Annotated in this window: 11 protein-coding genes; 7 read left to right on the plus strand and 4 right to left on the minus strand. The window is 61.6% G+C overall.

Features of this window, described 5'->3' with window-relative positions:
* Positions 1 to 127 precede the first annotated feature (127 nt).
* The 3 genes from ribA to IB254_RS18985 are packed head-to-tail and all read left to right on the plus strand — an operon-like array spanning position 128 to position 1961.
* A complete protein-coding gene (gene ribA / locus IB254_RS18975; protein WP_008033730.1) occupies positions 128 to 745 on the plus strand; it encodes a GTP cyclohydrolase II in 618 nt (205 codons plus the stop codon).
* Complete coding sequence (locus IB254_RS18980; protein WP_008033728.1) at positions 742 to 1161, plus strand: hypothetical protein; 420 nt, start codon at positions 742 to 744, stop codon at positions 1159 to 1161. The genes ribA and IB254_RS18980 overlap by 4 nt, the downstream gene beginning before the upstream one ends.
* Entirely contained in the window at positions 1161 to 1961 is an 801-nt protein-coding gene (locus IB254_RS18985; protein WP_192418781.1) for a cobalamin-binding protein, read from the plus strand. The genes IB254_RS18980 and IB254_RS18985 overlap by 1 nt, the downstream gene beginning before the upstream one ends.
* A gap of 110 nt (positions 1962 to 2071) precedes the next feature.
* On the opposite strand, the gene IB254_RS18990 is transcribed toward IB254_RS18985, so the two are convergent.
* From IB254_RS18990 to IB254_RS19005, 4 genes are all read right to left on the minus strand, one after another.
* A complete protein-coding gene (locus IB254_RS18990; RefSeq protein WP_192418783.1) occupies positions 2072 to 3955 on the minus strand; it encodes a TonB-dependent receptor domain-containing protein in 1884 nt (627 codons plus the stop codon).
* Positions 3956 to 4113: 158 nt separating this feature from the next.
* Positions 4114 to 6012: a 1-deoxy-D-xylulose-5-phosphate synthase gene (gene dxs, locus IB254_RS18995; RefSeq protein WP_192418785.1), complete on the minus strand. Its 1899-nt coding sequence runs from the start codon at positions 6010 to 6012 to the stop codon at positions 4114 to 4116.
* Between the two features lie 91 nt (positions 6013 to 6103).
* On the minus strand, positions 6104 to 6991 hold the full coding sequence (ispA, locus tag IB254_RS19000) for a (2E,6E)-farnesyl diphosphate synthase (RefSeq protein WP_008042967.1): 888 nt from the start codon (positions 6989 to 6991) through the stop codon (positions 6104 to 6106).
* Positions 6988 to 7230, minus strand: a complete 243-nt coding sequence (locus IB254_RS19005) for an exodeoxyribonuclease VII small subunit (RefSeq protein ID WP_007894317.1) — start codon at positions 7228 to 7230, stop codon at positions 6988 to 6990. Before IB254_RS19005 ends, ispA begins: the two co-directional genes overlap by 4 nt.
* 1286 nt (positions 7231 to 8516) lie before the next feature.
* Here IB254_RS19005 and IB254_RS19010 point away from each other — a divergent pair.
* From IB254_RS19010 to IB254_RS19025, 4 genes are read left to right on the plus strand one after another with little or no spacing between them, the layout of a single operon-like run.
* Positions 8517 to 9308, plus strand: a complete 792-nt coding sequence (locus IB254_RS19010; RefSeq protein WP_192418787.1) for a YfaP family protein — start codon at positions 8517 to 8519, stop codon at positions 9306 to 9308.
* Between the two features lie 36 nt (positions 9309 to 9344).
* On the plus strand, positions 9345 to 11057 hold the full coding sequence (locus IB254_RS19015) for a DUF2138 domain-containing protein (protein WP_192418789.1): 1713 nt from the start codon (positions 9345 to 9347) through the stop codon (positions 11055 to 11057).
* On the plus strand, positions 11042 to 11692 hold the full coding sequence (locus tag IB254_RS19020; protein ID WP_192418791.1) for a DUF1175 family protein: 651 nt from the start codon (positions 11042 to 11044) through the stop codon (positions 11690 to 11692). The genes IB254_RS19015 and IB254_RS19020 overlap by 16 nt, the downstream gene beginning before the upstream one ends.
* On the plus strand, positions 11689 to 16254 hold the full coding sequence (locus IB254_RS19025) for an alpha-2-macroglobulin family protein (RefSeq protein WP_192418951.1): 4566 nt from the start codon (positions 11689 to 11691) through the stop codon (positions 16252 to 16254). The genes IB254_RS19020 and IB254_RS19025 overlap by 4 nt, the downstream gene beginning before the upstream one ends.

Raw genomic sequence — 16254 nt, forward strand, 5'->3', positions numbered from 1 at the left:
GTAGCGCATTCGGTGATCAAACTTTTAGATCGTTATGCTCCATAATTCAGCCTAAGCGTCTGTAGGAACCTGCTGTTACAATGCCGCGTCTGCGAATCTCCAGTACTTATTGATCAGGAGCACACCGGTGCCTGTCGTTTTTGTCGCCGCTTCCAAGCTGCCAACGCCTTTTGCGCAATTCACCATGCATGGCTTTCTCGATGAAGAGAACGGGCGCGAGCACGTTGTACTGAGCCTCGGTGAGTTCGACGATGGTGCCCCGGTACTCGGCCGCTTGCACTCTGAATGCCTGACCGGCGATGCCTTGTTCAGCCAGCGCTGCGACTGCGGCTCGCAACTCGAGGCAGCCTTGCAGGCCATCGCCCGCGAAGGCCGTGGCGTATTGCTGTATTTGCGCCAGGAAGGCCGTGGCATTGGCCTGCTGAACAAAATCCGCGCCTATGAATTGCAGGACGGCGGCGCCGACACCGTTGAGGCCAACGAACGTCTGGGCTTCGCCGCCGATCAGCGCGACTACGCCATGTGCCTGCCGATGCTCGAGCACCTGGGGGTGAAATCCCTGCGCCTGATGACCAACAACCCGCGCAAGGTCAAAGCCTTGACCGACATGGGTATCGTCGTCGCCGAGCGCGTGCCGCTGCACACTGGCCACAATCCGCACAACAAACTCTACCTGGCCACCAAGGCCAGCAAGCTCGACCACATGATGGGCAACGAGCATCAGGGTGAGGTAGACCGGGCGTGACCCGCGGTCAAGTGCGGCGCCGACTGTCTGTCAGCTGGTGGCAATACCTGGCGCTGGCCCTGCTGCCGCTGTTCGTGATCAACGGCGTGTTTGGCCAAGGCGAGGCCATCCTGCCGGTGCTGGCGATGCCGCTGTTCATCGCCGGTGTGGCCTCGATGTTTGTCAGCCTGAAGTTTTTCGGTGGCTACAAACACGCACTGATCGCCACCCAGAAAGCCCTCGATACCCCTGAAGAGCCCGCCGCGTGGATTGTCCTGGCTGCCAAGCGCCGTACTGCGTTTCTGGCCGCCGGTTTACCGGCCTGGATCGGTGCGTTGGCTGTATTCGTCGGTCTTGAAGCGGTGCCGTTGGTGCTGTTGGCGCTGTCGACCACGGTGCTGTTCTACCTCTACCGTATCCCGCGTCAACTCGGCTGATGCGCCGCATCGGGCTGGCGGTTTTGCTGCTGGTCGTCAGCAACCTGACCTCTGCGGTCGAGCGCGTCGTCAGCCTCGCGCCGTCTCTCTCTGAAATCGTCGTTGAGCTGGGTTCTGCTGATCTTCTGGTCGGCGTACTGGATGCCGGCGATCGTCCTGCTGAACTCAAAGACCTGCCTTCCGTTGGCCGTTACGGCCAGTTGGACATGGAGCGGTTGCTCAGCCTCAAACCCGATTTGTTGCTGCTCTGGCCCGGCAGTGTCGGCTCGGCCCAGCGTGAACAACTCAAGCGCCTGAACATCCCCACGTACGTCGCCGACCCCCACACTCTTGACCAACTGACCGCGCAAATCGAGGCAATTGCCACGCAGCTTGGCCGGCCCGAGCGAGGCGTATCATTGGCCAGCGACCTGTGTCAGCGCCTCGATGCACTGCGCCAGCGCTATCGGCGGGATGAACCGCTGCGGGTGTTTTATCAGGTCTGGGATCGTCCGCTGTACACCGTGGGTGGCGGGCAGATCATCAGCGATGCGCTGGACGTGTGCGGCGCGCGCAATGTGTTTGCCGACCTGACATTGCCGGCGCCGCAAGTCAGCGTGGAGGCGGTGTTGCAGCGTAATCCCGAGATGATTCTGGCCAGTGATCAGGCGCAGCTGGAGGCGTGGAAGGCCTGGCCGCAAGTGGCGGCAGTGGCGCAGGGGCGATTGCGGATGGTGACGGATAAAGGGCTGGAGCGGCCGAGTGGGCAGATGATCGAAGCGACGGCCAAGCTCTGCCAATTGATAGCGCCCGATCGTTAAACCGCGGCGCGGCCTTCGCGGGCAAGCCTCGCTCCTACAGAGGATCACGGTGCTTTGTAGGAGCGAGGCTTGCCCGCGAAGAGGCCCGCCCGAACACCGCCAATGTCAGATCAGATCTCCGGCGTCCAGGTCACCCCAAACATCCACGCCCGACCTTCCTCGCGATACCCATACTGACTGCCGTCATGGCTGTACAACGCCCGGCTGTAACCCTTGTCCAGCAGGTTATCGACCTTCAGCTCAAGCTTGATCTCACGATTCAGCTCCCAACTGCTGCGCAGCCCCAGCAGCGCATACCCGCCTAACGGCTGCCGATTGTCCTCATCGTCAAAGCTGCTGCTCACCGCTTGCCAACTGGCGCCGAGACCCAGTCGATCAAACTGTCGATCCAGATCCAGGCTCAACGTCCGCCGTGCACGACGCGCCAGGGTGTGCCCACTGTCGCGATCCCGCGGGTCGATGAACGCCACGCCAAGGTTGCTCTGCCAACCGAACAGCTCCTGCTTCAACGCCGCTTCAAACCCGTTGATCCGCGCCGAGGCGACGTTTTGCGGGCGGTCGTTGCTGCCGAAGATAATCGCGTCCTTGAGATCGGTGCGATACAGCGAGGCTTCGAGGCGGCTGTTTTCGGTCAGTTGACTGCGCCATTGCAGCTCGTAGCTTTTCGAGGTTTCAGGCTTCAGGTCCGGATTGCTGAAATCCGGGTAATACAAGTCATTGAACGTCGGTGCGCGAAAGCCTTCGCTGTAGCTCAGCAGCACATCGTTGTCCGGGTTCAACGGCAGGGTGAAGGTGCCGCTCCAGCTGTTCTGGCTGCCGAACTGCTGGTTCTGGTCACGGCGCAGGCCCAGTTCCGTGGAGAAGCTGTCGGCCTGATAGCGATGCTGGATAAACGCCGCGCGGTTCCAGCGGCTGTCCTCGTCGAATGCGGTGCTGCTGTTGATGCGGTCTTCGTACCAATCACCGCCGAGGATCAGGCTGTTGCGTGCGTCGAGCGTCAGGTCGTTCTGCCAGTTCACCGAGTCTCGGTAGGTGTTGAACACGCTGCGTTCATCGCTGAGTTTGTCGAAGGTCTGTTCGCGGTTTTCGCTGTGGCCGAACTCAACGCGGGTTTTCCACCGGTCGTTGATGCGCGCATCGAGGTAACTGCTGAGGCTGCTCACCGTGAATTCGTTGTAAGGCTGCTGTTGGTAGAACGCTTTTGTCATTTCGTCGTAGCGCCCGAACGGACTATCGAACGCGCTTTTGCCTCGGTTATCCAGCAGGTTGGCGCCGATTTCGAGGTCATCGGTGAGGGCGTGACTCAGGCTCAGGCTCACCGACTTGTTGCGATACTCATCGTGATCACCATCGCTGGGGTACGACGCGTGGGTGCGATTGATCCCGGCGGTCTCATCGAGGCTGGCGCCCAGGTTGAAGCGGGTTTGCTCATCGCCACCGGACACGCCAAGGCTGCGCTCCCACGTCTGGTTGCTGCCAAAACCCATGTGCAGACGCGGTTGCAGACCTTGTTCGGCACCACGACGGGTGAAAATCTGGATCACCCCGCCAATCGCATCGCTGCCATAAATCACCGAGCGGGAGCCGCGCAGCACTTCCACGCGCTCGACTTGCTCGATGTTGATGTGTTGCAGGTTGCTGTCGCCGGAAGTCGAGTTGCCGATGCGTTGACCGTCCACCAGCACCAGGCTCTGAGCGGATTTGGTGCCGCGAATGTAAACCCCCGGCAAGCTGCCGCGCCCACCAGTCTGCCCGACTTGTACGCCCGGCACGCGACGCAGCAGGTCGGTGACGCTGCCCGGTTGCAGGCGGTCGATGTCGTCGCGGGTGAACACGGTGTTGGCGGCGCTGCTGTCGTTGCGCGCTTCGACCTGGCGGTTGGCGCTGATCAGCACGTCGGGCAGCTTCAGGGCTTGATCGCGTTCGAAGGTGTCGGCCAGGAGCGGGCCGGACGGCAGAAGGGTCAGCGTCAGGGCGAGGCGGAAGAGTTTCATGGGTAATCCGGGCGAACACACATTTTGAAAGACACAGAAAACCAATGTGGGAGCGAGCCTGCTCGCGATGACGGTGTGTCAGTCAATGAATAAGTTGACTGTCAGTCCGCTATCGCGAGCAGGCTCGCTCCCACAGGGTGTTGCATGCATCCAGAGATTTAGCTGTTGAGCAGTTGCAGGCGTTCGCGGATCGAGGCTTCGATCCCTGCCTCATCCAGTCCACACTCGGCCAGCATTTGCGCGGGCTTGGCGTGTTCGACGTAAAGGTCCGGCAAGCCCAGATGCAGCACCGACTTGAGGATGTTCTCGCGGGCGAGGAATTCGCTGACCGCGCCACCGGCACCGCCCATGATCGCGTTCTCTTCGATGGTCACCAGCAACTCGTGGCTGCCGGCGATTTCGCGAACCAGCTCTTCATCCAGCGGTTTGACGAAACGCATGTCGACCACGGTGGCATCCAGCGTCTCGGCGACTTTCAGCGCCTCGGCCAATTGCACGCCGAACACCAGCAGGGCGACTTTGCTGCCCTGACGGCGAACCACGCCTTTGCCGATTTCGATTGGTTGCAGGTCTTTCTCGATCGTTGCGTTCGGGCCGTTGCCGCGCGGGTAACGCACCGCCGCCGGGCCGTTGTACAGATGGCCCGTGGTGAGCATTTTGCGCAGTTCGTTTTCGTCGCTCGGGGTCATCACCAGCATGCCGGGGATGCAGCGCAGGAACGACAGGTCGAAACTGCCTGCGTGCGTAGGGCCGTCTTCGCCGACCAGACCGGCGCGGTCGATGGCGAACAAGACGTCGAGGTTTTGCACCGCCACATCGTGAACAAGCTGATCGTAGCCGCGTTGCAGGAACGTCGAGTAGATCGCCACCACCGGTTTCGCGCCTTCACAGGCCATGCCCGCCGCGAAGGTGACGGCGTGCTGTTCGGCAATCGCCACGTCGAAATAGCGCAGCGGGAAACGCTCGCTGAAGGCCACCAGGTCGGAGCCTTCTTTCATCGCCGGGGTAATGCCCACCAAGCGTGGATCGGTCGCGGCCATGTCGCACAGCCATTCGCCGAACACACCGGAATACTTCGGACCGCTGGCTTTTTTCGGCGCAGCGGCCGGAGCGTCCAGGGGTTCGAGTTTGGTGATGGCGTGGTAACCGATCGGGTCGACTTCCGCCGGGGCGAAGCCTTTGCCTTTCTTGGTGACGATGTGCAGGAACTGCGGGCCCTTGAGATCGCGCATGTTGCGCAGGGTGGCGATCAGGGTCGGCAGGTCGTGGCCATCGATCGGGCCGATGTAGTTCCAGCCCAGCTCTTCGAACAGCGTGCCGGGAACCAGCATGCCTTTGGCGTACTCTTCGGTGCGACGGGCGATTTCCCAGGCGCCGGGCAGGCGCGACAGGACCTTTTTGCTGCCTTCACGCATGCTCGCGTAGGTGCGGCTGGAAAGGATTTTCGCCAGATAGTTCGACAAACCGCCGACGTTGCGCGAGATCGACATGTCGTTGTCGTTGAGGATCACCAGCATGTTGGCGTCCACTTCCGGCGCGTGGTTCAGGGCTTCGAACGCCATGCCGGCGGTCAGTGCGCCGTCGCCGATCACGGCAATCGCCTTGCGATCACTGTTTTGCAGGCGGGCGGCAATGGCCATGCCCAGCGCTGCGCTGATCGACGTGCTGGAGTGGCCGACGCCAAAGGTGTCGTACTCGCTTTCGGAGCGGCGCGGGAAGGCGGCGACGCCATCCTTCTGGCGCAGGGTGCCCATGCGCTCGCGACGGCCGGTGAGGATTTTGTGCGGATAGGCCTGATGACCCACGTCCCACACCAGCCGGTCGTCCGGGGTGTCGAAGACGTAATGCAACGCGATGGTCAGCTCGATGACGCCCAGGCCGGCACCGAAATGCCCGCCGGTCTGACCGACCGTGTAGAGCAATTCCAGGCGCAACTCATCGGCCAGGGTTTCCAGCTCGGCTTCGCCTAACCGGCGCAGGCCGTCCGGCGTGTTGGCACGGTCGAGCAGGGGCGTGGTCGGGCGCTTGCGGGGAATCTCATGAAACGTCGTGGGCATCAGGCGAATCGTTATAGGTATAGAAGAGGCGGCAGTTTACCTGATGCATCGGCCCCTGCCCACGCGTTGCTCTTTTTTGGCGGATACGCTGTCAGCTGCGCCGTTCGACGATATACCGGGCCAAATCGCGCAATGGCTCGGCGGCCGCGTCAAACGGTCGCAGCGCATGCAGGGCCTGATCGCGCAGTTCCAGCGCGTAGGCTTTGGCCGCATCGAGGCCGAGCAGGGCCGGGTAGGTCGGTTTGTCGCGCGCGATGTCGGCGCCCTGGCGTTTGCCGAGGGTTTCGGTATCGCTTTCGACGTCGAGAATGTCGTCCTGCACCTGGAAGGCCAGGCCGATGGCCTGTGCATAAGTCTGCAAGGACTTCAGTTCGTCTTTCTCGGCCCGGCCGCTGGCGAGGGCGCCGAGTTTGACGCTGGCCTCGATCAGCGCGCCGGTCTTGTGCCGGTGCATGTATTCGAGGGCTTTCTGATCGAGCTTCAAGCCGACCGAACCGAGGTCGATAGCTTGACCGCCGACCATGCCGGCCGGTCCTGCCGCCAACGCCAGCGCGCTGACCATTTGCAGGCGGATCTCAGCGTCCGACGAGCTCAGGCGCGGGTCGAGCAGGGCGCTGAAGGCCAGGCTCTGCAAGCCGTCACCGGCGAGAATCGCGCAGGCTTCATCGAATTTTTTGTGGGTGGTCGGCTGGCCGCGACGCAGATCGTCGTCGTCCATCGCCGGCAAATCGTCGTGCACCAGCGAATAAGCGTGGATCAGTTCCACCGCGCAGGCAGCGCCGTTGGCTTGCTCGGGCTTGCCGCCCAGCGCTTCGCACGCTGCGTAGGCCAGCAGAGGGCGCACGCGCTTGCCGCCGTTCATCACGCTGTAGCGCATGGCTTCGTAGAGCCGCGCGAGTTCCGGGCTTGGTGCGTTGAACAGGGTTTCCAGTGCCGCGTTGACGCGGGCCTGGCTCGTCGCCGAATACGCTGCAATCATTCTGGTTGATCCGCGTCGAAGGGTTCCTCGGCGAGTTCGCCATCACGTTCGAGCAGCACTTGAACCTTCTGCTCGGCCTGGGCCAGCGCTGCCTGGCAATCACGGGTCAGACCGATGCCTTGCTCGAAAGCTGTCAGCGAGTCTTCCAGCGACAGTTCGCCGTTCTCCAGTCGCTCTACCAGCGTTTGCAGGTCGGCGAGGGATTGTTCGAAATCCAGTGCAGCTTTTTTGCGGGCCATGGCGGCGATTTCCGGTTGACGTTAAACCGGCGCGACACTAGCAGACATGGGGGTTATGGGCAAATGAGGGCATTGTCTGGTGTGCGGTTGGTTGGGGGGATATCCGTTTTTGCGGTAACGGCGGCTGACGGTTTCGCCCTTACGGCGAGTCACTTGGAAGAGCCCCAAGTAACCAAGGGCTTTTGCCCCTTTCGTTCGGTGCCTCGCCTAGGCTCGGCATGCCCTCGCTCCGGTCCTGCTCCGTGGGCCCGCCGCGATCGGCCATCCATGGCCGTGCGCGGCTAACCCGGCATCCATGCCGGGTTGCCCACTGCGCAGAACCTCCACTCGGCCTCTCGAGGGGGCGTGTACCTCAAGATCAAAAGCGGAAGGCGAGCTAACGCTCGGCCTGAAGAGTGGTGAGAATCAAAAGCGTACACGCCCCCTGTAGGAGCCGGCTTGCTGGCGATGGCGGTGGGTCAGGCAATGAGTGCGTGACTGAACGGACGCCATCGCCAGCAAGCCGGCTCCTACAGTAGTTGATCGTATTTATCCAAACGCATGTGCATTTCCCTTGTAGGAGCCAGCTTGCTGGCGATGGCGGTGGGTCAGGCAATGAATGCGTGACTGAATGGACGCCATCGCCGGCAAGCCGGCTCCTACAGGGGGATGCGTACGAACAAAGAGCCAGGTCGGCTGGCAGGCCGCCTCGCTTTGGCTTTTGCTTGGCTTTTGATCTTGATCTGCCCCGTCGGAAGGCCGAGTGGAGGTTCTGCGCAGTGGGCAACCCGGCATGGATGCCGGGTTAGCCGCCCCCGGCCAGGGATGGCCGATGGCGGCGGGCCCACGGAGCAGGACCGGAGCGAGGGTATGCCGAGCATTAGCGAGGCACCGTACGTCAGGGGCGCGGGCGCTTGGTTACTTGGCGCTCTTCCAAGTGACCCGCCGTAAGGGCGGAACCAATAGCCGCCGTTACCCCGGTAATGGATATGTTCACCATCAAAACCTAAATCGCCTGACGCAACGCCATCGCCGGTAAGCCGGTCTCGCTCCCACATTGGTCCGCAGGATTATTCGGCTCATTGTGTGAGCCGAATAAGGCCACTATTCGGCCCACACCCAACAATCATCGTGATCCCCCCCGCAATTCAAGATGTATCCGATTGTTAAAAACCCGCCAAATGGCTAACCTTCGCGCCTTCTACGACCCAATAGTCACGGGTCTTTCTGACGAAACGCAGTATTTGGATCTGTAACGCGCCGAGGATCAGGCGCAAGGTTTCGTTATGCATGGCAGGAGGCATCACATGCGTTCATTTCTTCTATTGCTGATGGGGTGGGTCTGCGCGACCGCCGCCTGGGCCGAGCCGGCAGCCGAACTGTCGGAACCGGTGGGCGGCTGGCGCTACAACGGCCTGCTCGATCGCAGCGAAAACCCGCAAGTCGCCTACCCGACGCCGCCCATCGACCGGGGCGTACAGCGCAATCGCACGATGATCGAAGGCCAACTCAAGGCCATCGGCACTCAGCGCGGGCCACACACGCTGGCGGTCAACGGCAATCCTCTGAACCTGTACACCGACGTCCAAGGGCGTTTCGCCCGGCCGTATGCGTTTGGCGCGGGCTCCAACAGTGTCGAAGTGCGCAGCGTCGAAGGCCAATCCCTCAAGCGCGTCCAATTCTATGAAGCCAACAACCTGCGTACCCCGGCGCGGATTCGTGTGGTGCTGGGTTGGGACGATCCGAAAGCCGAACTCGACCTGCACATCATTACCCCCGACGGCCAACATGCGTTCTGGGCTCGCCCGGCGATGAGCAACGGCGGCGGCCTCGACCCGGACGGCGTCGACGGTCCCGGCCCGGAAATGTTCACCATGACCGCGCCGCTGCATGGCACCTATCTGGTTTACGTGAACTATTGGGGCAACTTCGGCAGCGGCGGCTATAACTTCGATGAGACCAGCAACCAGAACGAGGTGATCACCTCGCAGATCAACCTGGTGCTGAACGAAAACACCGTCGACGAAAAACGCGAGACCTTCATCGTGCCCCTGCGCGCGATCGGTGACCTGCTGCTGGTCAAGACTTTCAACTATTAAGCATCCCGCTCCACGGATGAACTGGGCTTTGTGAACATGAGCGATAACACTGTTACCCCGGCTGCTGACGCACCTGCTGCCAAACCTTCCCGGCGTTGGCCGTTGCTGTTAGGCGGGCTGATCCTGGTGGCCGGCGTGGCGGGTGGATTGGGCTGGTTCATGCACAAACCCAAGGCGCCGGCGGCGGAGTTGGCCAGCGACAAACTGGGCATGAGCCGCCCGGACGGTCTGCTTGAAACCCGTTCCTTGAGTCAATTGCCCAAGGACTTGCTGGCGGTGCCGTTCCTCAAGGAAACCCTGACCGAAGATTTCGTCTTCTATTACGAAGCCCATGCCGATCGCCTCGGCTTGATCGGCAGTCTGCGACGGATCATCTATGAACATGACCTGAAGCTGCAGGACAGCCTGATCGAGCAGCTTTTCGATCAACCGGCGGATGTCGCGTTGTGGCGCGGGGCGGATGGTCGCCTGAAAGACTTTTTGTTGGTGATGGATCGCGGTGGTCTGGCCAAGGTGCTGGAGCCGCTGGCCAAAGTGGCGCTGGATGATTCGCAGCTGACGCAACTCGGTGACATCAAGGTCGCCGGCGATACGGTGCCGCTGTTTCAGCTCACCTACAACAACAGCAAGGCACTGCTGTTTGCTTCTCATGGCGACAAGCTGGTGGTGCTGTCCAATCCTTCGAAACTGTACGACAACAGTAATGGCCCGATCGATGAGCCTGGGATGGTTTCGACTCAATCGCTGGAAGCGCTGCTCGGTGGTCAGAAACTCTTCCCCGAAGCCTTCGGCCTGCCACTGCGCGCGCCGGAAGTGAAACAACGCCTGTCGGTCAATTCCAGCGTGCTGGCCATGGGTTACCAGCGGTTCATCCCGAACTTCGCCGGCCTGCGTTTCGACATGGACGACAAGGGCTGGCACAGCTTCCTCGCCATGGACGAACTGGAAAACCAGCCAGACTTCGATTTCAAACCGATCTGGCAAGCCATGCCGATGGGCGCCAGCGCTTGCGTGGCCTTGCCGCTCGCCGCCGAACAACAGAAACCGCTGCTGGTGAAACTCGGTGCCGAAGAAACCGTGGCCCAGGCGCTGACCGAACACATGGCCGGTGCCGCAGGCCTGTGCTGGTACGCCGATTCGCGGCTGTACACGCCACTGCTGGTGGCCAGTCTGAATGACGACGACAGCGCCAAACTCGACGGTGACCTGGGCAACTTGTTCAGCTCGATGGTCGGCGCCTACGAAGGCAACGTCGAAGAGCACGCGTTCCCGGTGGTCGAGAAGCAGGAAGGTGAAAACCACCAGTGGCAGCGTCAGGTCAGTTCCAATTTCGGTCCTTACAAAGCCAAGGACGCCGAGGACCCGAACGCCATCACCGGCAAGGCCTTCATGCGCGTGAGCCTGGCGCGCCACGGTTCGACGCTGCTGTTCTCCCTCGATGACAAGCTCGTGGACAAAGCCCTCGGCACCCTCGACAAACGCTTCCCGCCGATGGCCGACGTGGTGCCGAAAGACCTGCTGATGCCGGTCTACTTCGGCCCGGACTCCATGGCGCAGCTGATGCAACAGGAAACCCTCGACAGCCTGCCGCAGGACATGGAGCCGGTGTTCTACAACGCCGCGCAAACTTACCTGATCCCGAAACTGCGCAAGCTCGGCGGCTACGGCAAATACGCGCTGACGTTGCCGGAAGGCAGCGAGCCCGACGGCCATTGGCAATGGCTGCCGTTGGAATGGAAAGCCCTGTGACCGCACTTATCCGAGGCCTCGGCCTGCTGGCGATGTTGCTGGGCAGTCGGGTATTTGCCAGTGACGCCGCGCCGCTCGACGTGCAGCAATCCCAGGTGTTCCGCGCCTGGTTCGTGCGCATCGCCCAAGAACAACTGACCCAAGGTCCGAGCCCGCGCTGGTATCAGCAGGACTGCGCGGGGCTGGTGCGCTTTGCCGCCAACGAAGCGCTGAAAGTCCATGACGACAAATGGCTGCGCAGCAATGGCCTGTCCAACCGCTACCTGCCGCCGGAACTGCAATTGAGCGAGGCGCAACGCGGCCTCGCCCAGCAATGGCAGCAGGGCGGCGGCAAGGTCGGGCCGTACGTCAACGCGATCAAACTGATTCAGTTCAACAGCCATCTGGTTGGCCGCGACCTGGCGCAGGCCCGGCCCGGCGACCTGATGTTTTTCGATCAGGGCGACGACCAGCACCTGATGATCTGGATGGGCCGCTACATCGCCTATCACACCGGCACCACCACCCCCACTGACAACGGCATGCGTTCCGCGAGCCTGCAGCAACTCATGACATGGAAGGACACCCGATGGATACCCGACGCAGCCAACCCCAACTTCATCGGCGTCTATCGACTGAACTTTCTCTCCCAATGACCGGTGCCCGCATGCTGCGCTTTCTGTCTCTACTGTTGGTATTGGTCCTGCCTTTTTCGGCAGTGAATGCCGAAGACACCGTCGAACCGAGCGGCTACACGCCGGTGGCCGGTGAAAGCTTTTTCCTGCTGGCGGACAGCAGTTTTGCCAGCGACGAACAGGCAATGGTGCGCCTCGAAGCACCGGGCCGTGACTATCGTCGTTTCCGCATGGAGCCTTACGGCGGTGCGGACATTCGTGTGTACCGCATCGACAAACCGCTGGATTTCCTCAAGCGCCAGAAGAACCTGCACCGCGTGGTCAGCGACGGCCAGTTCAAGGGTGAAGGCCTGTCGAACACCCTCGCGTACCTGTGGGACAACTGGTATCGCAAATCCCGTCGGGTGATGCAGCGGGCGTTTTCCTACGAGTCGCGTAAACAAGTCACCGAGGAAGTGCCGGAACTGAAGATGGGCACTGCCATCGCCGCGCCAACGCCTTACGACGCGCAGCCGCAATTCGCACTGATCCCGGGCCTGCCGGTGGTCAGTCAGTTCCGTTATCCACTGTGGCAAGCCAAACCGATCCAGCCGCCTGAGGGCGTGAACCTCGCCGGTTCGTCCAGCGAGTTCGTCACTGTCGCGCCGGGCAACGTGTACATCCCGTTGGGCAATCTGAAGCCGGGCCTGTATCTGGTGGAAGCGCTGATCGGCAAGTACCGCGCGACCACCATGGTCTTCGTTTCCAACACCGTGGCCGTGAGCAAGATTGCCGGTGATGAACTGCTGGTCTGGGCGGCGCGTAAACACGAAGGCAGTTCGGTGCCGAAGGTCAATGTGTTGTGGACCGATGGCCTTGGCGTGATGAGCAGTGGCGCCACCGATGCCGATGGTTTGCTACGCCTGAAACACGTCAGCCCGGAGCGTTCGTTCGTGATCGGCGAGGACGAAGAGGGCGGGGTGTTTGTCTCCGAGAACTTCTATTACGACAGCGAAATCTACGACACCAAACTCTATGCGTTTACGGACCGGCCGCTGTATCGGCCGGGGGATTGGGTGTCGCTGAAAATCGTCGGTCGCGAGTTCAAGAACGCCCGTGACTCGGTGTTGCCGACGGCGGCTGATGTGAATGTCACGGTGCTCGATGCCACCGGCACCGCGCTGCAAACGCTGGCGCTGAAACTCGATTCCAAGGCCGGCACTCAAGGTCGTTTCCAGCTGCCGGACAACGCGGTCGCGGGTGGTTATGAACTGCGTTTCAGCTACAAGGATCAGGCCTACAGCAGCGCCTTCCGCGTGGCTGAATACATCAAGCCGCACTTCGAGATTTCGCTGAACCTGGCCAAGCAGGATTACCGCACCGGCGAACCGGTGAAAGGCAGTCTCGTGCTGTTGTACCCGGACGGCAAACCCGTCGCGAATGCCAAGTTGAGCCTGAGCCTGCGCGCCCAGCAACTGTCGATGGTCGATAACGAGCTGCAATACCTCGGGCAATTCCCGGTGGAGCTGACCAGCACCGAACTGACCACCGATTCCAAAGGCAACGCGACCCTCGACCTGCCCGCCGCCGAGAAACCGAGCCGTTACATGCTCACCGTTTTCGCCAGCGATGGCGCGGCGTATCGGGTCAAGACCACCAAGGAAATCCTCATCGACCGTGGCGCCGCGAGTTTCCGCTTGAACGCGCCGCAGCGCTTCAGTGCGGTGGGCGACAAGGTTGCGTTCAGCTACCTGAATGAAGGCGGCAGCGAGCAGAGCAAGGCGGTCACGCCGAGCGGCTACAGCTGGGTGCGTCTGGAAGATCAGACCACGGGCGAAGGCAAACTGGCGGCAAGCGATAAAGGCTTCACATTGGCCTTCGAACGTCCGGGGACTTACAACCTGACGTTGAAGGATGACCATGGTCGCGTGGTCGGTGCCACGGGGCATTCGGTCACTGGCGATGGCGTCAAAGCCGTGCCCGGCACCGTGGAAATCGTCCTCGATAAACCCGAGTACAAGGCAGGTGACGAAGCCCTCGCGCTGATCACTTTCCCCGAGCCTGTCAGCGATGCCTTGCTGTCGCTGGAACGCGACAAGGTCGAGGCCACGGCGTTGATGTCGAAGGGCGGCGACTGGCTGAAAATGGAAAAACTCAGCGACACCCAGTACCGCGCGCGCATTCCGGTGAAGGATAATTTCGCGCCGAACCTGACCTTCTCTGTGCTCTATACCAAGGGCGGTCAGTACAGCTTCCAGAACGCCGGCATCAAGGTGGTTGCGCCGCAAATCGACGTCGCCATCGTCACCGATAAAGAGGTGTATCAGCCGGGCGATACGGTGTCCGTGGACCTGACAACGCAGTTCGCCGGCAAGCCGATTCCGGCGCACCTGGCGGTCAGCGTCGTCGACGAAATGGTCTACGCGCTGCAACCGGAAGTGGCGCCGACCATCGACCAGTTTTTCTACCACCCGCGCCGCAACAACGTGCTCACCAGCGCCAGTCTGTCGTTCATCAGCTACGACGTCGCGTTGCCGGGCAGCCCCGGTGCACCGGGCAAAGCCAACCGCAGCGAGCGCGGTGTGAAAGTGCTGGAGCGGCCGCGTCGTGAAGACGTCGACACCGCCGCGTGGCAGCCGGAATTGATCACTGACGCCAATGGCAAAACCCGCTTCACCTTCAAGATGCCGGACTCGCTGACCCGCTGGCGCATCACTGCGCGTGCCATCGCCGATGACGGTCAGGTCGGGCAGAAAAAGCAATTCCTGCGCTCGGAAAAACCGCTGTACCTGAAGTGGAGCGGCCCGACCAAATTCCGCACCGGCGACAAACCGGCCCTCGGCGTGTTCGCCTTCAGTCAGGCGGAAAAACCGGTCAAGGCTGAGCTGGTGATTCATTTCGCCGGCGCCGAACAACGGGTGCCGGTGACGCTGAACAACGGCATCAACTACATCGCGCTGCCGGCGTTCGACTTGGCCAGTGGCGAGTGGACCGCCGAGCTGGTGCAGGACGGCAAAACCGCTGACGCTCTGGCCGTGCGTCTGACCGCGACCGGCGAAGGTTGGCTCGTTACGCAGACCCAAAGCCTGGACGTGGCCAGCGGTGATACGCCGCTGACCCTGCCGGCAGACGCAACGGACATTCGCTTGCGCCTGGATGACAGCCCGCAAGCGCTGTTCCGTTCGGCACTGGATGATTTGCTCAGCTATCCGTACGGCGGCGTCGAGCAGACGGCCAGTCGTTTGTTGCCGTTGAGCATTGCGTACCCGGCCTTGTCGTCGAACCCGCAGATCCGCGATCGCTTGCGCCTGATCATGCAAAATAGCCGTCTGCGCCTGGTGCAAATGGCCGGACCTTCGGCGAGCTTCACCTGGTGGGGCATGGACGGTGAGCCGGACGCGTTCCTCACCGCGTACGCCTATTACGCCGACTGGCACGCCAGCAAAGCGCTGGAACTGAGCCTGCCGCCGGAGCATTGGCAGCGGGTGCTGGAGGTGTATTCGAAGCAGGCGAAAAATACGCCGCTGTTGCAGCGTGCGTTGATCCTGTCGTTCGCCAAACAGATGCAATTGCCGGTCAACACGTTGCTCAGTGGTCTGATGGATGATCTGGCGAAAGCGGGCGAGGGCAATGCCGCGACGCTGATGGAGGATGGCGAAGACAGCATTGTCATGAGCGATCCGGATTCGGCGTTGGGTCTGGCGGCGGCGCGTGCGTTGACTGCTTCTTTGGCGAAGCAGTCGAAGGTCAATCTGCCGGATGCTTTCAACCGACAACTGGCCGACGCGCAACAGCGTCTGGCCGTCAGTTCGCAGCCGTTTGCCGAAGCCTTGAACCTGTCGCTGCAAAGCTTCGATCAGGCTCATGCGCAAGCGTTGTTGCGACGTTTGTTGCCACAGCAATCGACCCTGGAGCGCGCATTGGCGCTGACCTGGTTGCAACGCAGCATCGAGCAGGCTTCGCCCACCATCGCACTGGCACCGGGTGAAGGCTGGAAGAAAAATTACGGGGATACCGGTGAGATGTATTGGATGTGGCAGGGCACTTCGCTGGTGCCGGCAGTGCTGGCGCTGAGCGGGACGCAAGAGCGTCCGTTGCGTGCCGCGTTGAGTTTCCAGACCAAACAACCGCCGGTTGATCCGATGGCTGTGACCATCACCCGTCGCTTGTCGCGTCTGGTGCCGGGTGATGAAGCCTTCACCTTCAAACTGGAAGCGGTGGGCACCAAACCGTTATCCAGCGACAGCCTGTATCTGGACGAAGTGATCATCACCAGCAAAGCCGCGAAACCGCTGCGCTACGGCATGATCGAAGTGCCGCTGCCGCCGGGCGCGGATGTCGAGCGCACCACGTGGGGCATCAAGTTGATGGGCAAGGCGGGCACAGAACCGACGGCACTGGAGAAGGCGCGCTTCGAACCGGGGCAGATGGCTTACGCAATTCCGGTGGATGCCTTGAGCGGCGAATTGCGCCTGCGTCACCTGGTGCGCTTCTCACAGAAAGGCCAGTTCAACCTGCCGCCAGTGCGTTTCACTCAGGTCTACGCGCCGCAGCATCAGGCTCAGGAACAGAAACCGGCGCTTGGTCAGGTCACGGTCAACTGA

Origin of the sequence: Pseudomonas sp. PDM03 (assembly GCF_014852385.1) — a bacterium.
Classification (GTDB): Bacteria; Pseudomonadota; Gammaproteobacteria; order Pseudomonadales; family Pseudomonadaceae; genus Aquipseudomonas; species Aquipseudomonas migulae.